General features: G+C 28.5%; 16 protein-coding genes and 1 tRNA gene. 9 read left to right on the forward strand and 8 right to left on the reverse strand.

Annotated elements, in window-relative coordinates; translation table 11 throughout:
• The first annotated feature begins 135 nt into the window (after positions 1-135).
• The 6 genes from ACQY5W_RS02600 to dauA all read left to right on the forward strand — a co-directional run bounded on the left by ACQY5W_RS02600 (position 136) and on the right by dauA (position 8,060).
• Complete coding sequence (locus tag ACQY5W_RS02600; RefSeq protein ID WP_428023383.1) at positions 136-519, forward strand: FixH family protein; 384 nt, start codon at positions 136-138, stop codon at positions 517-519.
• Entirely contained in the window at positions 519-1,715 is a 1,197-nt protein-coding gene (locus tag ACQY5W_RS02605; protein WP_428023384.1) for a TolC family protein, read from the forward strand. Before ACQY5W_RS02600 ends, ACQY5W_RS02605 begins: the two co-directional genes overlap by 1 nt.
• On the forward strand, positions 1,712-2,695 hold the full coding sequence (locus tag ACQY5W_RS02610; protein ID WP_428023385.1) for an efflux RND transporter periplasmic adaptor subunit: 984 nt from the start codon (positions 1,712-1,714) through the stop codon (positions 2,693-2,695). Before ACQY5W_RS02605 ends, ACQY5W_RS02610 begins: the two co-directional genes overlap by 4 nt.
• Positions 2,696-2,701: 6 nt before the next feature.
• On the forward strand, positions 2,702-5,818 hold the full coding sequence (locus ACQY5W_RS02615) for an efflux RND transporter permease subunit (RefSeq protein ID WP_428023386.1): 3,117 nt from the start codon (positions 2,702-2,704) through the stop codon (positions 5,816-5,818).
• Between the two features lie 78 nt (positions 5,819-5,896).
• A complete protein-coding gene (locus tag ACQY5W_RS02620; protein ID WP_428023387.1) occupies positions 5,897-6,172 on the forward strand; it encodes a copper-binding oxazolone/thioamide-containing RiPP in 276 nt (91 codons plus the stop codon).
• 253 nt (positions 6,173-6,425) lie between these two features.
• A complete protein-coding gene (dauA, locus tag ACQY5W_RS02625; RefSeq protein ID WP_428023388.1) occupies positions 6,426-8,060 on the forward strand; it encodes a C4-dicarboxylic acid transporter DauA in 1,635 nt (544 codons plus the stop codon).
• Here the strand turns inward: dauA and ACQY5W_RS02630 are convergent.
• From ACQY5W_RS02630 to rlmB, 5 genes are read right to left on the reverse strand one after another with little or no spacing between them, the layout of a single operon-like run.
• Positions 8,057-9,406: an MATE family efflux transporter gene (locus ACQY5W_RS02630; protein ID WP_428023389.1), complete on the reverse strand. Its 1,350-nt coding sequence runs from the start codon at positions 9,404-9,406 to the stop codon at positions 8,057-8,059. The two genes, dauA and ACQY5W_RS02630, sit on opposite strands and share 4 nt — an antisense overlap.
• A gap of 25 nt (positions 9,407-9,431) precedes the next feature.
• Positions 9,432-10,694, reverse strand: coding sequence for a homoserine dehydrogenase (locus ACQY5W_RS02635; RefSeq protein ID WP_428023390.1), 1,263 nt, complete (start codon positions 10,692-10,694; stop codon positions 9,432-9,434).
• Positions 10,695-10,702: 8 nt separating this feature from the next.
• Positions 10,703-11,911 (reverse strand): LL-diaminopimelate aminotransferase, encoded by a 1,209-nt coding sequence (locus ACQY5W_RS02640; protein ID WP_428023391.1) that lies wholly within the window; start codon positions 11,909-11,911, stop codon positions 10,703-10,705.
• Positions 11,912-11,913: 2 nt separating this feature from the next.
• The gene (locus tag ACQY5W_RS02645) at positions 11,914-12,735 is read right to left on the reverse strand and encodes a hypothetical protein (protein ID WP_428023392.1); all 822 of its coding nucleotides are present in this window, start codon (positions 12,733-12,735) and stop codon (positions 11,914-11,916) included.
• A gap of 12 nt (positions 12,736-12,747) precedes the next feature.
• A complete protein-coding gene (rlmB, locus tag ACQY5W_RS02650) occupies positions 12,748-13,440 on the reverse strand; it encodes a 23S rRNA (guanosine(2251)-2'-O)-methyltransferase RlmB (RefSeq protein WP_428023393.1) in 693 nt (230 codons plus the stop codon).
• A 112-nt stretch (positions 13,441-13,552) separates the two neighbouring features.
• Between rlmB and ACQY5W_RS02655 the strand changes: the two genes are divergently transcribed.
• Positions 13,553-15,532, forward strand: coding sequence for a methyl-accepting chemotaxis protein (locus tag ACQY5W_RS02655; protein WP_428023394.1), 1,980 nt, complete (start codon positions 13,553-13,555; stop codon positions 15,530-15,532).
• 2 nt (positions 15,533-15,534) lie between these two features.
• On the opposite strand, the gene rsmI is transcribed toward ACQY5W_RS02655, so the two are convergent.
• The 3 genes from rsmI to miaA all read right to left on the reverse strand — a co-directional run bounded on the left by rsmI (position 15,535) and on the right by miaA (position 17,529).
• Positions 15,535-16,347 (reverse strand): 16S rRNA (cytidine(1402)-2'-O)-methyltransferase, encoded by an 813-nt coding sequence (rsmI, locus tag ACQY5W_RS02660; RefSeq protein WP_428023395.1) that lies wholly within the window; start codon positions 16,345-16,347, stop codon positions 15,535-15,537.
• 16 nt (positions 16,348-16,363) lie between these two features.
• Entirely contained in the window at positions 16,364-16,564 is a 201-nt protein-coding gene (gene rpmE / locus ACQY5W_RS02665) for a 50S ribosomal protein L31 (protein WP_428023396.1), read from the reverse strand.
• Between the two features lie 86 nt (positions 16,565-16,650).
• Positions 16,651-17,529: a tRNA (adenosine(37)-N6)-dimethylallyltransferase MiaA gene (miaA, locus tag ACQY5W_RS02670; RefSeq protein ID WP_428023397.1), complete on the reverse strand. Its 879-nt coding sequence runs from the start codon at positions 17,527-17,529 to the stop codon at positions 16,651-16,653.
• Positions 17,530-17,625: 96 nt separating this feature from the next.
• On the opposite strand from miaA, the gene mqnP reads away from it, so the two are divergent.
• Positions 17,626-18,483, forward strand: a complete 858-nt coding sequence (gene mqnP / locus ACQY5W_RS02675; RefSeq protein WP_428023398.1) for a menaquinone biosynthesis prenyltransferase MqnP — start codon at positions 17,626-17,628, stop codon at positions 18,481-18,483.
• 67 nt (positions 18,484-18,550) lie between these two features.
• Positions 18,551-18,627: transfer RNA gene (locus ACQY5W_RS02680), tRNA-Arg, on the forward strand.
• Positions 18,628-18,720 lie beyond the last annotated feature (93 nt).

The following is an 18,720-nucleotide window of genomic DNA, read 5'->3' on the forward strand; positions in this document are numbered from 1 at the left end:
TAATATAGGAAGTTTGTAAATTATTTAAAAAAATATCTTGACATTTTTTTTACAATTATAGGCGTGAATATTTATCTCCACACATGTTACACATTAAGAAGCTAAGATTTTAAAAATAAAATTTAGGAGTTCAAAATGAAGAGTTTATTTAAACTATTTGCTGTTTTATTAATAGCAACTAATTTATTACATGCCGAGCCAGTACTTCAAGAAGGAAGTAAAGATGGATATGACATAAAATTAAGTACAGAAAAATCACTGGTTGTAGGAAATAATGAGTTTATAGTAGAGTTAAGTAAAGATGGCTCAGTTTTAACAGATGTAAAAGTTAAAATAAAATTTTATATGCCAGAAATGCCTGGTATGCCATATATGGAAGATGAACAAAAGGCAAAACTTGTTGATGGAAAATTTAAAACAAATATAAATTTTTCTATGGGTGGAACATGGCAGTATCAATTAAAGTTTAAAACAGAAGATGGAAAAGTACATAAAGTAAGAGGGAGTGTAAACCTCTAATGATAAAAAATAGTTTTATTCTACTGTGTTTGATAATATCAAGCTCATTTGCAAGCAACCTAGAACAAATAGTAAATAGTGCCATAAATAATAATAGAGATTTACAAGCTATTGAAAAATCTATACAAATAGCAAACGAACAAATTAAGCTATCAAATAAGTGGGATAATCCTATTTTGACCATTGGTGCCAATGACTTACAGTTTGACACGTCAAGAAGAGATTTGGAGCCAATGCAAGCACAATATCTTGGATTTTCTCAGAATATACCAATAAATGATAAATTTACTCTACAAGAAGAGATAGCAATAAAAGATAAAAGTATTGCACAACTAAATTATGAAGATGCAAAATTAAAATTAAAATCAAAACTTATCCAATATGTTTATAGTATAAAAATATTAGAGAAAAAGTATTTACTACTAAGTGAGTATCAAAAAAATATAAAAGCTTTAGAGGAGTTAACAACTTCACTATATGAAAATAATAAATCAAATCAAAATATGATAATAGACCTAAAAACAGACTATTTAAAAGTAGAAGTTCAAAAAGAAGAATTAAAAAATATCATCAATAATAACTATTTAAAACTTGAAGAGATAACTTATGAAAAGGTATCTAGTATAGATATACCTTTAGATGTAAAAGAGTTAGTCTTAGTAAAAGAGATATCAAATCATCCAAAAATAAAAATATTAGAACAAAATAGTGAGAAATTTAATAAACAAGCTCTTTTAGAAGATGCAAAAAAGTTTTCAGATGTAAAAGTAAATGTGGCATATTTTCAAAGAGATGACAAATATAAAGATTATGCGAATGTATCTGTAAGTATTCCTCTTGCGTTATATGGCAAAGAAAATATAAAAATAATGCAAGCAAAGATAAAAGCAAGCGAATTTAAAGATAAATTTGAAGATAGTAAAAAAAGTTTTGAGTTAAAAATTGAAGCCTTGCAAAATGACTTAAATAGCGCATACAAAAAGTATCAACTTTTTCTAAATACAATAATTCCTTTACAAGAGAATAATCAAAATACAATAGAAAAATACAATAGTTTGGGAATAACACAACCAAATGAGATATTAAAAAACCTAAATAAAATAATCAAAAATAAAATTGCTGCATATGATGAGATGAAAAGTTATTTTGATACATATGCTCAAAGTTATTACTTCACCCAAGGAAAAATTAGATGAGAAATATACAAAAACTATTTTTATTAGTACTTTTTATGGGGGTTCTAAATGCCCAAATTTTAGAGGTGAATCAGTTATTCAATAAAAAAATTGTTAAAGTTAAAGACGAAACTATTTACGAAACAAAGAGTTTTTATGGAGAGACTTTATTTGCAGAGGATAGCATAAAAGATATTGTTCTTAGATTTGATGGTTATGTAAGTTCTTTACAGGCAAATAAAAACTTGATGGAAGTAAAAAAAGGGGATAAACTTTTTTCTTTGTACTCTGATAAAATAGAGAGTATAAAAAAAGAGATAGAGGTAACAAAATCTATAAATAAAGCTTTATATAAAAGCTCGTTGGAAAAACTTGATTCTTTAGATCTTAATTTATCCCAGTTGAAAAACAAAGATATAGCATTTTATGCACCATTTAATGCAATAGTATTAAATAAAAAGATAAATAATGGCTCATATGTAAAAACAGGTGCTTTAGTGATGCAACTTGCTAATATAGATAAAATTTGGTTTATATCAAAGGTTTATCAAAGTGATTTGGAATTTTTATCAAATAATATGGATGCAAAAATTAAAATAGATGGTATCGATGTTAATTTTAAAACAAAGGTTGATTATATATACCCCTTTGCAAATAATCAAAGTAAAACAATTGATGTGAGATTTGTAATTGATAATAAAAATAAAAAACTTTTTCCAAATATGTTTGGGAAAGCTCTTATAAAAAGTAGTTCAAAAAAAGTGTTAACCCTACCAAAAACTGCAGTTTTAACAAAAGGGGATAAACATTATGTTTTCAAACCAATTTCTAAAGATGAGTTTGAGCCAGTTTTAGTGGAAGCTAGACGAATATCTTCTTCAAAATATGAGATTGAAGATGGTTTAAGTGCTGGTGATGAGGTAATTGACAATGCTTTATTCTTATTGGATTCTGATGCAATTACAAATAATTTGTATGATACAGAAGATAAAGATTGGTAAGAAATAATGGTTGAATATATAATAAACAAAAGCGTACAGAACAAATTTTTAGTTCTGTTTTCAGTAATAATTTTAACAATAGCTTCTTTTTGGGCTGTAAAAAATAGTTCTTTAGATGCTCTTCCTGATTTATCACCACCTCAGGTAATTGTGCAAGTAAAATGGGCAGGACAAAGTCCAAAAACGATAGAAGAACAAGTCTCTTATCCTTTGATTTCAAACTTAATGAGTTTGCCAAATATCGATACTGTAAGAGCCATGAGTTCATTTCAAAATGCACTTATATATATCATTTTTAAAGATGGAACAGACCTTTATGACTCAAGAAATAGAATATTGGAACAACTTTCTCAACTACAAGGAAGTTTTCCAGAGGGTGTTAATGTAGCTATTGGTCCTGATGCCACAGGAGTTGGTTGGGCTTATGAATATGCTTTAAAATCAAAAACAAAATCTCTAGAAGAACTTAGAACTTTACAAGATTATTATAAATTTGCACTTTTAGGAGTAGATGGAGTATCTGAAATAGCTTCTATTGGTGGTTTTATTAAAAATTATGAAATATCACTAAATCAAGATAAATTAGTTCAATACAATCTTAGTATCAATGAAGTAAAAAAAGCACTTACTTCTAATAATGATGAAAAAGGTGGTCGAATTATCTTAGAAAATGGATATGAACATATGATTCAAGCAAAGGGGTATTTGCAAAGTGTAGTTGATATAGAAAATATCACTGTTAAAACATTTGGTTCAACACCCTTAAAAATAAAAGATATAGCCAATGTAAATATAACTTCATCAAATAGACGTGGTATGGCTGATTTAAATGGTGAGGGTGAAACTGTTGGTGGAATTGTAGTTGTTAGATTTGGAGAAAATCCATATAAAGTTATAAAAGCAGTAAAACAGAGGCTACAAACTTTACATGTTGATGATGTTGAAGTTGTAGAGACGTATGATAGAAGCTCACTAATTGATAAAGCAATTGATACTTTAAAACATACTTTATTGGAAGAATCAATAATTGTTATGGTGGTTACTGCTTTATTCCTTTTTCACTTTAGAAGTGCTTTGATTATAATCATAACTTTACCTATAACTGTTTTATTTACTTTTCTTTGTATGAAATTTTTTGGAATGGGCTCAAATATTATGAGTTTAGGTGGAATTGCTATTGCTATTGGGGCAATGGTTGATGCAAGTATTGTAATGGTCGAAAATGCCCATAAATACTTACAAGGTAAAGAAGATATAAGTAATGAAGAGAGAATAAAAATCATAATAAAATCAGCAAAACAAGTGGGACGTCCTATCTTCTTTGCTTTGATTTTGGTTGTAGTTTCTTTTTTACCAATATTTGCTTTAACAGGACAAGAGGGAAGACTTTTTTCACCATTGGCTTTTACTAAATCATTTGCAATGATTTCAGGTGCCATTTTATCTATTACACTGGTACCTATTTTGATGATATTTTTTATACGTGGAAAAATCTTAGATGAGAGAAAGAATTATATAAATAGATTTTTTATAGCTTTATACTCTCCTTTGTTAAAATTATCACTTAGATTTAGATATTTGATTGTAATTATATTTATAGGAACTCTTATTTTGGCATATCCTGTTTATAAAAAACAAAACTGGGAATTTATGCCTATGATGAATGAACAAACTTTTATGTATATGCCTGTAACTCCTTATGGTATTGGAGTTGATTTAGCAAAAGAGCTTACTCAAAAAACAGATAAGATTTTAAAATCATTTCCAGAAGTAGAAACTGTATTTGGAAAAGCAGGGCGTGCAGATACAGCAACAGATCCAGCACCTTTAGCTATGATTGAAACTATTGTTCAATTCAAACCTCAAGACCAATGGCGAGAGGGGATGACTTACAAAAAGTTAATGCAAGAGATGGATGAAAAACTTAGAGTTACTGGGCTTATTAATTCATGGACTTATCCAATTCGTGGAAGAATTGATATGCTTCTAACTGGTATTAGAACTCCATTAGGTATAAAATTATATGGAAATGACCACCAAAAGCTAGAAGAGATAGCATTAAAAATAGAGCAAAAGCTTAAAAAATTTGATAAAACTTTATCTGTGTCATCAGATAAAATAAATTCTGGATATTATTTAAATATTAATTTAGATGAAGAGATGTTATCAAGATATGGAATTACAAAAAATGATATTCTCTCAACTGTATCTTTAGGAGTTGCAGGGGCTAAGATATCTACTTATCTTGATGCTTTGGAAAGATATCCTATAAGTTTAAGATATGAAACAACGCAAAGGGAAGATATAACTTCTTTAGAGAATCTTCAAGTTAAAACTAAACTTGGCTTTCAACCTTTAAAAGAGTTCGCTACTTTAACATATGAAGAGGGACCTTCTGTTATAAAATCAGAAAAGGCTTTAAATGTAAACTTCATATATATAACTCCAAAAGCTGATGTTTCAGTAAAAGAGTATAAAGATAAAGCACAAGAATTATTAAAAGAGATAAAACTTCCAAGTGGATTTTATTATGAGTGGGCAGGACAAAGTGAGTATTTAGAATCGGCAATGAAAAAGTTAGCATATATTATACCGTTGACATTTGTTATTATATTTTTACTTATATTTTTTGCTCTTAAAAATCTTACATATACGGTAATTATATTTTTCACCCTCCCTTTTGCTATAACAGGTGGAATATTTTATTTGGATTATCTAAACTTTAACATCTCTATTGCTGTTATTGTTGGATTTTTAGCTCTGCTTGGAGTAGCAGCTGAAACTTCTATTGTGATGCTTGTATATTTACATGAAGCAATGGTTGAGTTAAAAGATAAATGTATATCTCTAGATGATGATAAACATATCTTTCATGCCATTTATAAAGGAGCAGTTTTAAGACTTCGTCCAAAGCTTATGACACTTTTTGCTATATTGGGAGGATTGATACCTATTATGTATATTGATGGAGTTGGAAGCGAAGTTATGCAAAGAATAGCAGCACCTATGATTGGAGGGATGGTAAGTTCAGCCTTTTTAACACTTATTATTATTCCTTCAATATTTTTTATTTTGGCATTAAAAAGAAGAGATAAAATATTAGAACAAGAGTTGTCACACTAAAAATAGCAACTACACATAAAGTACACAAAGATTTTATAAACTTTCAAAAGTTAAATTAAAACAAAAAAGGATTTAAGAATGAAAAAAATTATGTTATTAGTAGCTGCTTTACTATTTACAGCTGGTGTTGCTTTTGCTGATGGGAAAAATGGTTCATGTGGAACAGGGAAATGTGGAGACTCTAAAAAAGAGATGAAAAAAGAGGGTTCTTGTGGAGCTGGAAAATGCGGTGGTGACATGAAAAAAGGGATGAAAAAAGAAGGTTCATGTGGAACAGGGAAATGTGGAGCTTCAATGAAAGATTCTAAATCACATGGTCAACAAGGTGATATGATGAAAAAATCAGGTAACTAAAAATACAGTATCATGTATTTGTAGTGATCTTTTCCTAAGCGTAGTATAAAAACTACGCTTTGAAAACTTTCTTCTTCAATTTCTTTCTTATATATAGTAACTATACTAAACATACATTTCTCTTTTTTTAAATAATGTGTAAAAATGTAAAAATTTTAATTAATAAATCTTTTTATTAGACTTTTTTTATAAAATCTACATAAGTCATTATTAGTTCTTGTATAATTCTAAATCATAATTTTAAGAGTTAACAATGATAAATAAAAATTTGTTTGCTGGACTTACTGTAGGAATAGTTGCCCTTCCTTTATCTATGGCTTTGGCAATTGCAGTTGGTGTTCCTCCTCAAAATGGATTATATACTGCAATAATTGCAGGGATTTTTGCTGCACTTTTTGGTAGTAGTAAAATAAATATTTCAGGTCCTACTGCTGCTTTTGTTGTAATTTTGATTCCCATTGTACAAGAATTTGGACTTACTGGATTACTTATGTGTGGGCTTATGTCAGGAATCATTCTTTTAATGATGGGTGTTTTTAGACTAGGTAATTTAATAGAACTTATTCCTTATCCAGTAACAGTAGGTTTTACAACAGGTATTGCTGTTGTTATTGCCATATTTCAAATAAAAGATTTTTTTGGTTTGGAAATTGAACATTTTACAGGTCACTTCCATCAAAAAGTTTATATTTTAATTAGCTCTTTTCATACATTTAAAGTAGATGAATTAATTGTTGGGCTATTAACATTAGCTATATTAATTTTATGGCCAAAAACAAAAAGTAAAATACCTGCAGCTCTTATTGCCTTAAGTATTGTGACAGTTGGTGTTTATATTTTTAATACTAATAATCCTTCTAATCCTATAGCTACAATTTTTTCTTCATTTGCATATGATATAAATGGGATTAAAGGAAATGGAATCCCTCCTATTCCTTTACAATTAACACTACCTTGGAGTGATTATTCTTTAGCAGATATAAATCTTGATCTTTTTTATAAGCTTCTTCCTCATAGCGTAGCTATTGCAATACTTGGTGCTTTAGAATCTTTACTATGTGCTGTAATCTCTGATGGTATGACAGGAAATAGAACAAATCCAAATAAAGAGTTAATAGGTCAAGGAATTGCAAATTTGGTAGTTCCATTTTTTGGTGGAATTCCTGCAACTGCTGCAATTGCTAGAACCGTTGTAAATATAAAATCAGGTGCGACTTCTAAAATTGCTTCAGTGATACACTCTGTTTTTATTTTATTAGCAATTTTGTTTTTTGCACCATATTTGTCATATTTACCTATGGCATCTCTTTCTGCTTTATTACTTATTGTTGCTTGGAATATGTCAGAAATAGGGCATTTCAAAAATATTATTAAAGTTGCACCTAGAAATGATGTATATGTTTTACTTGTATGTTTTATTTTAACTGTTTTATTAGATATGCAAATTGCAGTTGGGGTTGGTATGGCTTTAGCTTCAATTTTATTTATAAAAAGAACAATTGATTTATATTCTATTGAACTTGTAAATAATGAACATGAAAAGTTACATCCAGATATTCCTGATTGTATGGCAATTTATGATATCAATGGACCTATGTTTTTTGGTGCAGCACAAAAAGCTCTTAAAACTTTGGTTTCTACAAAAGAAGATATAAAAGTAATAATTATAAATATGGAAAATGTAACAATGATTGATATGACAGCTTTAGTAGCTTTTAAATCAATTATTGAGAACTTTAAAAACAATGATAAAAAACTTGTTATTTGTGGATTAAGTAATCGAATACAAAAGAAGTTTATAAAAGCTGAAATTGTTTTTAATAATACAAATTTAGTGCTTCAAGAAAATCTTGATAATGCAATAGATGAAATACTTTGTAAAAATTAGATGTTGCATAAAACTTTTAATTTATACATCGTATAAAAGTAAGCAAATATTGCGGCACTATAAATCATAAAAAACATTCCAACAAATAAGTAGATATAATCAAGTTCAAAATATTTTACAATTATAAATGAAACAATAGTTTTAGCGATAATTTGTCTATATATTCCTATATAAAATATCATTTTGGGTTGTTTAATTGCCTGAAGAGTTGATACACAAACAAATAAAACAACATAAGCGTAAAATATCCAAACTTCTACAAGTAAATAATCAAAACCATATTGAATAACACTTAAATCATCATCAAATTGTGCAACAATTAGTTTCCCAAAGATATATAAAAAAACAATTCCAAAAGTAGATATCGTAAACCCATATTTAAAAGCTAATATTACAATCTCTTTTACCCTATTAAACTGTTTTGCTCCATAGTTATTTGATACTAATGATAAAACAGCTGTACTAAGACCAAGGGCAGGTAATAACATAAGTTGTTCAACCCTAAAACCTATTCCATATCCAGCAACGGCTTTATATCCATAGTGGGCTACAAAGTATGTAAGAATGATAGAGCCAAATGCCATAGTTAGCATATTTAAACTAGCAGGTGTACCTTGCTTTATAAAGGCATTAAAAACTCTTAAATTCGGCAAATAGTATTCCAACCTATCAAAGTGTATTATTTTAGTTTGTAGGACTTTATAAAGCATATAAAACATATTTATTATCTGGATTAAAACTGTTGCAAAAGCAATACCACTAATTCCCATACTTGGAATAAACCAAAAACCGTATATAAATAAAGGGTTTAATACAAGATTTGCAAAAAAACCAAAAATCAAAGAGTTTCTATATGTTTTAGTATCTCCTTTTGATACAAGTATTGCATTTAATGAAAAGTTTGCCATAAAAAATATCGTACCATAAAGAATAACATTTATATAATCTAAACATATATCAAGATAAGCATCAGTTGCACCAAGAAGTTTAAAAAGTAGGGGTGATATTAAATATCCAAATATAGAGAAAATTAGACCTAAAATAATTAGAAAACTAATTCCTTTATGGGCATAAATAGATGCTAAATGATTTTTCTTTCTTCCAAAAGAGTTACCAGTTAATGCTGTGATTGCTGATGAAAAACCATATCCAAACCCTGTAATTAAAAAAAATATCATAAATGATAAAGATAATGCGGCTATGGCTTGTGTAGAAATTAGCCCTGCATAAAAAGTATCTACTACATTATACATAGTATTAAAAAACATACCAGTACTTGCAGGTATTGTTAACTCTTTTAAAAGTTTTGGAATAGGTTCTTCAATTAAATATTGAGTCTTATTCAATTGAAGCCTTTATTTGTAATTTTTATTAATCTTCTATTCTTATCATTACAGGTTTTGTAGTAACAACTCCTGAATTTTCCAATTGAGATAATGCTTTTTTAATATTTTTTTCAATACTTGTATGAGTAGCAAGTAAAAGGTGTGCACAAGTTTTATTATATGGTTTTTGCATCATCTTTTCAATTGAAATATCATTTTCACCTAAAATAGTTGCTAGTTTTGCTAAAACACCAACTTTATCTTCTACTCTAAGTCTTAAATAATATTTTGTTTCTATTTGGTCTTTTGGCATGACTGTTAAGTTTTCATTGTGGTCAAATTCAAATCCTAACATAGGAGCACCTTTACCACGTCTTGCTATATCAATAATATTTGCTATAACAGCACTTGCCGTTGCATCTCCACCAGCTCCAGGACCATAATACATAGTTTCACCAACTTTATCTCCAATTACAGAGATACCATTCATTACGCCATCAACTTTTGCAATCATTTGATCATTTGAAATAAATGCAGGGTGAACTCTAAGTTCTACTTGCTTTCCAACCTTTTTTGCTATTGTTAAAAGCTTGATTGAATAGTTAAATTCATTTGCAAATTCAATATCTTCACTTGAAATATTTTGAATACCTTCAATTAAAATATCTTCAGGCTTTGCATCAACATCATATGCAATAGAAGCCAAAATTAGAAGTTTGTGTGCCGCATCAAATCCTCCAACATCAAATGTCGGATCAGCTTCAGCATACCCTAACTCTTGTGATTCTTTTAAAATTGCATCATAATCAACACCATCATTTATCATTCTAGTTAGCATATAATTACAAGTACCATTTAAAATACCTCTAATTGATTCTATATTATTCGCTGATAATCCATCTCTTAGGGCATTGATTATTGGAATACCACCTGCTACTGCTGCTTCATATTCAAAGGGAATATCACCAGCTAATTTTTCTAAATCATACCTATGGTAAGCAAGAAGTGCTTTATTGGCTGTAACTACTGACTTACCTTTTGAAAGGGCTTTTTTAATGATTTCATATGGTTTTTCAATTCCACCCATAAGTTCCACTATAATATCAATAGAGTCATCTTCTAAGACTCTATCAATATCATCTGTTAATTCAATAGTTACATCTCTTTTTTTGTTTAAATCACTAACAACACCAATAGTAGGAACAATTTCAATACCTGCACGAGCTCTAATAATAGCTTTATTGTCTTTTAAAATATTTGCGACACTTGCACCGACAGTTCCTACACCAATAATTGCGATTTTTAACATTTCTTATCCTATAAACTATTTAAATATTTCTTTATATTTTTTGCTGCTTGTCTAATTCTCTTTTCATTTTCAATTAGGGCGATTCTTACATATTGATCACCATATTGACCAAATCCAATACCTGGACTAACTGCTACTTTTGCTTCAGTAAGAAGTTGTTTAGAGAACTCCATACTTCCTAAGTGAGCTGCTTTTTCAGGAATTTTTGCCCAGATAAACATAGACGCATTTGGTTTATTCATTTCCCAACCTGCATCTTTAAATGTTTCAAGCATAACATCTCTTCTGTGATTATATTTAGCAATATGTTCAGTAACACAATCTTGTGGACCATCTAATGCAATAGTTGCAGCAACTTGAATTGGTGTAAACATACCATAATCAAGCCATGATTTTATTCTTTTTAATGCACCAACTAATTTTTCATTTCCAACAATAAATCCAACTCTCCATCCTGCCATATTGTATGATTTACTTAAAGTAAATGACTCAACAGCAACATCAAGTGCACCCTCTGCTTGGAAAATTGATGGAGTAACATACCCATCAAAAGTAATATCAGCATATGCAATATCAGAGATGATGTAAAATCTCTCTTTTTTAGCTAGATCTACTAATCTTTGATAAAACTCTGGTCTAACAGTTGCACAAGTTGGGTTATGTGGGAAATTTACTAAAACATATTTTACTTTTGGAATTGATTCTTTTAATGTTTTATTTAATCTAGTAAAAAACTCATCTTCATCAACTCTAAAATCTTCACCAAATGGTAATTCAAAATTATGAATTCCAGCACCTGCCAGCATAAAAGCGTATGAGTGAATAGGATAGGTTGGGTCTGGAACTACTGCTACATCTCCCACATTTACTATAGCTTGTACTAAGTGAACATATCCCTCTTTACTTCCCATAGTTGCAACTGCATGTTTATTTGGGTCTAAGTAATCAACACCATATTTTCTTTTATACCAATTACAAATAGCAAGTCTTAGTTTATAAATACCAGCACTTGCACTATAACCATGGTTTTTAGGTTTATCAGCTGTCTCTTTTAATTTATCAATAATATGTTGAGGTGCAGGACCATCTGGATTTCCCATTGAGAAATCTATAATATCTTCACCCTTTCTTCTAGCTTCCATTTTTATATTGTTTACTTCTGCAAACACATAATTTGGAAGTCTCTTCATTCTTTCAAATTCAATTTCTGGGAACACATTTACTCCTTGATTAATACACTTAATCCACGCTTTATATTAAATAGCGTGTATAAGTCTGTTATTTTTATATATTTTGTATTTTCTGGTATAGAAAGTGTAATACTTCTATAAACTTTTTCTTCTTTTGATACCTTTAGTATATTCAAATGTTCATCGTAAAAAACTACATATGGAAGCCATCTATTAAGTGTTTTGCTTATTATATGTATTTGACTTGCTTTATCAACTTTTATAAAGTATGGAGATAAAGGCTTTGAAAAAGATACTTTTTCATTATTTGTGATATATGTTGCGTCATATAATGAAGCATTTGCTGTATCTAATTCATATACCCATTTATCATTTTCTTCTTTAGTTATGTTCATAACTTTACAATCATGTTGAAAAAGCTCATTTGACAATACTAAAGGGTCAATGGCGGCTTCAGTTTTTAATTTTATAGTCCAAGTTAAGCTTTCAGTTCCGTCATAAATTGTATGCTTTGTAAAATAATAGTAATACCCTAAAGATTTTAAAGTATCTTTTAATATCTTAAATGATTTTAGAGGATTACTATTTATTTTAAAAGTAATTTCTATATTTTTAGGTTCGTTAAATGCTAAGTCTAAAAGTCCGTTTTCTTTTAAAGTTTTTAAAATTGTTTGATAATTAAGTCCATCTACTGTTGTATATTGGTACTCTTTTTTAAAAATAAAATTTATTAAATTTTTATGTGTTAAGTAATTTTCTGTGCCAATAAAATTTTCAATCTTTTGATTTAATAGTTCATTTGCATTTAAACTTAGTACTAAAAAAATAGAAATTAAAATTTTTTTTATCATTACTTTCTCTTTTTATTTCATTAAATTATATATTAAAATACCAGCAGCAACTGATACATTTAAAGAATCAAAATTGTTTTCCATACCTATTGAAACTTTTAAATCTAACTTACTAATTATTTTATTTGATAAACCTTCTCCTTCACTTCCTAAGAAAAGAGCAACTTTATCATCTTTTGTTATTGTTCCATATTTTTTTAAATCTGTTCCATTCATGGTTGCACCAATAAGTGCATAACCTGACTGTTTTAACTCATTTGCAAGATCTAATGAGTTTGGATATAACGAAAATGGCATATCAAGCATAGCTCCAGAGCTAGTTCTGATTACTCCTGATTCATTAAGAGATTTTACACCAGCTGCAATAATCCCGTCAACTCCAAGAGCATAAGCTGTTCTTGTAATTGCTCCAATGTTACCCACATCAGTAAGTCCATCAAGTACTACTATAAAATTGTTTTGTTTCATTTCGTTTATAGGAGTGTAATCGAACTCTTCTTTAAGTTTTAGAAAAAATCCTTGATGATTCCCACCTTTTGCTAAAGATTGGGCTTTTTTGTTATCAAGTCTGATTATTTTTTTACCAAGTTTTAAAAACTTTGAAAAAATTTTTTTATCTAATTCTTTTGAAAACATAACCTCTTCAATAATTGAAGGGTGATTCTCTAAAACGTATAAAACTATTTGTTTGCCATATATTATCATAAGGGGATTCTATCTAAAATTTGTTGATAAATATCTTTTGTCAAATTAATTTATTAGTCTGCTATATTTGGGCTATAATATTAAAGTATAATTAAAATAAAAAAGAGATGACATGGCAGAATTTAACAAAAATTTTTTAAAAGTATTAAGTACAGATAATTCAAGCTTAAATGATTTGCTTCTTAAAGAGCTTTTTTTTGAAGAGAATGCACCTAAATTAGTATTAGGATTTATTTCTCCACACATTAATTTTCAAGAGATATCTTCAAAAATTAGAGCCTTTTTCCCTTCTTCAACAAAGGTTGTTTTATCAACAACTGCAGGTGAACTTTGTACCTTTAATCTAAATGAAAAAAGAGATTCTTTATACCATGATGCAAGTTCAAGTTGGAATAACATTGTTTTACAAAGTTTTAGTGATGAGATGATTGAAAAAGTTGAAGTTCTAAGTGTGTCATTATTTAGTGAAAATATAGCTACTCAAACATTATCTCACAAACAAAGAATAGATAAAATAAAAAATGAAATAGATAAATTAAATATTCCATTTAAAATAAATCATACTGATACTTTAGCTTTTACTTTAGTAGATGGTTTATCAAATAGTGAAAGCTTTTTTACCGAAGCAGTTTATGAAAGTGGAAAATTACCTTGTTTACTAATAGGTGGGTCTGCAGGTGGAAAGTTAGATTTTAAAGAAACTTATATTTTTAATAATAATGAAGCAGTAAGACATAAAGCAGTTGTTACGTTGATAAAATTAAAATCGAATATTAAGTATGGAGTATTTAAATCACAAAGTTGTGATCTTACTGATAAGGCATTTTTAGTAGCACAATCAAATGTATTAAATAGAAGTGTTCAAAGTGTTTTAAGAACAAGCGATAATAAAATAATAAATTTTGTAGATGCTCTTTGTTCTCAGTTAAACTGTAATTTAGATGATTTACCAAAAGTATTAGGAGAGTATAGTTTTGCTATTAAAGTTGAAGATGAAATATATATTAGATCTGTTGCTAATTTAGATATAGAAAATAAAAATATCTCTTTTTTCTGTGATATTGCATTTGGGGATATTTTGTATCTTGTAAAAAATAAAGAGTTTACATCTCAAACAGAGCGTGATTATAGAACATTTTCATCAAATAAAAAAGAAAAACCAATTGGGGCTATTTTTAATGATTGTATTTTAAGAAGATTATTCAATGCAGATAATTTAAATGGAATAAAAACATTTAATGATATTCCAATAGCAGGATGTTCAACATTTGGAGAGCTACTTGGGTTGAATATAAATCAAACGCTAACAGCATTGTTTTTTTATAATGTAGATGATGATAGTGATTTTTACGATGAATATGCAGATAATTTTGTAGATAAATATGCTTCATATTGTCGTTATTTTAAGCAAAGAGAAATAAACCAATATCAATTATTTTCAAGGGTGAGAACAACAGTTGTTGATAATCTAAAAGATACTTTTCCTCTTATTCAAGATATGGTAAATATTTTAAACTTTGTATATGATAATACAAAAGAAGGCAATATTGTTATTGAAGATGTAACAAAAAGATTTGATTCTTTTACTAATGAAATATTAGGTAATGTTGAATCAAATACAAAACTTGTAGAAGATATGAAAGAATTAACTAAAAATGCAGCAGATATTAAAAATGTTTTAAAAGCAATTTCAGAAGTTGCAATCCAAACAAATCTTCTAGCTTTAAATGCAGCAATTGAAGCTTCACGTGCAGGAGAATTTGGAAAAGGATTTAAAGTTGTTGCAGATGAAGTGAAAAAACTTGCTCAAAGAACTCAGTTAAGTCTAACAGATAGTAACAGATCAGTTGATGTGGCTATAAAAGGGATTGATTCAATATCTGTATCTATTACAAATGCAAGTGAGAAATTAGAAAAAATATCTTCAAATATTGAAGATATAAACTTATCTATTGAGAAAATTAATGATAGTTCAAATCATAGTAATAATTTTATTGGAGATAAAAAAGCAAGTTTTGACAAACTAATTCTAAGTATAAAAGCTATAGAGGATATACAAGGAGAACTTGAAGTTTTAGAGGGTGAAAAATAGATTTAGTTGTCTAAAAGTTGTTGATAGATATCTTTGATTTTACCACCAGTTAGTTTAGCAATAAGTTTTGCTTTTACTTTGGGTGGTAAGTCAAGTTCTTGAATGTCATCTAAGCCTAAATTCTTTCCAGAACTTTTAACTGGCTCAATAATTACAACCCATTCACCTTTTATATTTGTGTCTTTTAGTTTATTATATAAGTTTATTGAGCTATCTTTAAAGATTGTTTGATACTGTTTTGTTAACTCTTTTGCTAAAAAAACAGTTCTATTTTCATCTATATCTTTTAACTCCTCTAAAAGCTTTAAAAGTCGATGAGGTGATTCGTATAAAATAGGTAAGATTTCACTATTCATTACCTTTTGTAGTTTCTCTTTTCGCTCAAGTCCTTTATGGGCTAAGAAACCAAAAAAAGTAAATTCTGTATGTTCAAATCCACTCATAGCAAAGGCCGTTAAAACTGCATTTGCACCAGGGATTACATCATATTTTATATCATTTTTTATAGCGTATTCTACTAAAGATGCTCCTGGGTCTGAAATACAAGGCATACCTGCATCACTTACATAAACTATATTTTTATCAAACATATCTTTTGATAATGTTTTTAAAACTTGTTGTTCATTATGTGAATGAAATGATTTAAAATCTGTACAAGGAAAATCTAGGTTATATTTTGAAGCAAAAAGGCTTAGGAGTTTTTTTGTGACTCTTGTATCTTCACAAAAAATAAGTTCCGCTTCCAATAGGGCATCAAGTGAGCGTTTAGAGATATCCTCTAAGTTTCCTATTGGTGTCGGAACTAAAGTTAACATAATAAGACTTGTTGTCTTATTTTTGTGCGTATTTAGCTTTGAATTTTTCTACTCTACCAGCAGCATCAACGATTTTTTGCTCACCTGTGAAGAATGGGTGACAAGCAGAACAAATATCGATTCTCATTGATTCTACATTTGATCTAGTTTCAAAAGTGTTTCCACAAGAACAAGTTATTGTACAAGCTTTGTAGTCTGGGTGAATTTCTTTTCTCACTTTGTTTCCTTTTAATTATGTAATATTTAACAAAAGGTCGAGTCTCGTTTGTCGCCCTTTATTAGATATTTAAAATAAGATTGGGATTATACTGTAAAATACTTAAGAATATCTGAATTTAAGTTCTCTATAATATTAGTATGTTGTGTTTGATTAAATTGTGATTTATTAAAAGTATTTTGCCTTTTTGCCAACTTTGCAGTATTTAATGATATTTTTTCTTCCAATTGTTCTTTTGTGATTTTGCCATCAATATATTCTAATGTTTCAATAATACCAATAGAGCTCATGGCATTTGGCTTTCTTGTATATTTTTTTTCTAAAAAAAGAACTTCATCTATAACCCCATCTTTTATCATCTGTTTTGTTCGTAGGGCTATTCTTTTTTTTAATTCTTCTCTTTCCCAATATATTTCGAAAAGTTTTAGTTCAGGAGAGATGGGTTTTTTAGGGTTGTCTTTAAAATATTGTGTTGGAGTTAATCCAGTTTTTTTATAAATAGAATAAGCTTTTTGGATACGATATCTATCATTTGAAGCTATTTTTTCCATAAATGTTTTATCTAAATCAAAAAGTATCTTATAAATCTCTTCATGGGGCATATCAAGTTTGACATCTTCACCTACACCTTCGCTAATCCCATCGATTAAGATTTTTAGATAAAAACCAGTTCCTCCAACTATGATAAGATTTTTATTATTCTCTTCAGCATATTTTTTAGCTTTTTTATAACACTCTAGAAATTCTACAACATCAAAATTTTCATTTACAAAAACTTCATCAATTCCAAAATGTACAATACCCTCTCTCTCTTCTAAAGTTGGTTTAGCTGAGGCAATATCTATTTCTTTATAAACTGATAGTGAATCAAGGGATAAAATTATAGAGTTAGTTTTGTGTGCTATATTTATCGATAAACCTGTTTTACCAGAAGCTGTTGCACCTATGATTGCTATTTCTTTCATAAAGTTTAGATTCCTAATTTTTTATTATTCTATATCATATTTTGTTAGATACTTATAAAATATCTTTCAAATAAATTATTTGATAAAATGCGCTTCATGAATAAAATATTGAAAAAACTTAATGATTTTAATGAACTGGTAATGTTTAAACACTCAATTTTTTCATTGCCTTTCATATTTATAGCGATGGTAGTATCTGCCAATGGTTGGTTTGGTTGGAGTTTATTAGTACTTGGAGTTTTAGCAGCATTAACTGCTAGAAATTTTGCAATGGGATTCAATCGATATTTAGATAGAGACATAGACTCACAAAATCCAAGAACAGCCAATAGACCAAATGTTGATGGAAGATTATCAGCCAATTCTATTTTAGCTTTCACTCTTTTAAATGCAGCAGGATTTATTATAGTTGCTGCTTTTGTAAATAAACTGGCATTGAGTTTATCTATTCCTATTTTATTAGTGATTGGTTCGTATTCATATTTTAAAAGATTTTCTTATTTAGCACACCTTATTTTAGGGATTTCGCTTGGTCTTGCTCCCATAGCTGGAGTAGTTGCAGTTAGTGAAACTATTACGTTATGGTCAATATTTTTAAGTGTTGGAGTAATGTTTTGGGTTGCAGGATTTGATTTGCTTTACTCTTTACAAGATATTGATGTGGATAAAAAATTAGGACTTCACTCAGTTCCAAGTATTTTTGGTGCAAAAAAAACAATGCTATTTTCAAAAATAGCCCATAGCCTTACTGTATTTTTTTGGCTTTTATTTACTATGAATTCAGATGGTGGATTATTCGCATACCTTGCTGTTATAGTAAGTGCTTTAATGTTAAGTTATGAACACTATTTAGTAAATAAAGATTTTAAAAAAATAGACAAAGCATTTTTTACTGTAAATGGATATTTGGGAATAATATTTTTTATTTTAATCATCATTGATGTAGCAGTATAAAAAGCTTATAAAAATTTATAAAATTTTTATAAGCTTTACTATGATAACATTCCATCCTAATATAAACGCGTCTGTGGCTTAACTGGATAGAGCACTGGGTTTCGGCCCCGGTGGTTGTGGGTTCGAATCCTACCAGGCGTGCCATTTCATAGCCAATTTTATGTGGTTATTGAATTTTTATCTCAATATCATATTATATCATTCCCAAGAGTGAATTAATTAAGTTAAAGAAATATT

It is taken from the genome of Arcobacter sp. (genome assembly GCF_050300555.1).
Taxonomy (GTDB): Bacteria; Campylobacterota; Campylobacteria; order Campylobacterales; family Arcobacteraceae; genus Arcobacter.

Excerpts from the sequence above, each read along its gene's own strand:
- ACQY5W_RS02600 (WP_428023383.1), top strand. The coding sequence starts at position 136 with ATGAAGAGTTTATTTAAACTATTTGCTGTTTTATTAATAGCAACTAAT.
- ACQY5W_RS02605 (WP_428023384.1), top strand. The coding sequence starts at position 519 with ATGATAAAAAATAGTTTTATTCTACTGTGTTTGATAATATCAAGCTCA.
- ACQY5W_RS02610 (WP_428023385.1), top strand. The coding sequence starts at position 1,712 with ATGAGAAATATACAAAAACTATTTTTATTAGTACTTTTTATGGGGGTT.
- ACQY5W_RS02615 (WP_428023386.1), top strand. The coding sequence starts at position 2,702 with ATGGTTGAATATATAATAAACAAAAGCGTACAGAACAAATTTTTAGTT.
- ACQY5W_RS02620 (WP_428023387.1), top strand. The coding sequence starts at position 5,897 with ATGAAAAAAATTATGTTATTAGTAGCTGCTTTACTATTTACAGCTGGT.
- dauA (WP_428023388.1), top strand. The coding sequence starts at position 6,426 with ATGATAAATAAAAATTTGTTTGCTGGACTTACTGTAGGAATAGTTGCC.
- ACQY5W_RS02635 (WP_428023390.1), bottom strand. The coding sequence starts at position 10,694 with ATGTTAAAAATCGCAATTATTGGTGTAGGAACTGTCGGTGCAAGTGTC.
- ACQY5W_RS02645 (WP_428023392.1), bottom strand. The coding sequence starts at position 12,735 with ATGATAAAAAAAATTTTAATTTCTATTTTTTTAGTACTAAGTTTAAAT.
- rlmB (WP_428023393.1), bottom strand. The coding sequence starts at position 13,440 with ATGATAATATATGGCAAACAAATAGTTTTATACGTTTTAGAGAATCAC.
- ACQY5W_RS02655 (WP_428023394.1), top strand. The coding sequence starts at position 13,553 with ATGGCAGAATTTAACAAAAATTTTTTAAAAGTATTAAGTACAGATAAT.
- rsmI (WP_428023395.1), bottom strand. The coding sequence starts at position 16,347 with ATGTTAACTTTAGTTCCGACACCAATAGGAAACTTAGAGGATATCTCT.
- miaA (WP_428023397.1), bottom strand. The coding sequence starts at position 17,529 with ATGAAAGAAATAGCAATCATAGGTGCAACAGCTTCTGGTAAAACAGGT.
- mqnP (WP_428023398.1), top strand. The coding sequence starts at position 17,626 with ATGAATAAAATATTGAAAAAACTTAATGATTTTAATGAACTGGTAATG.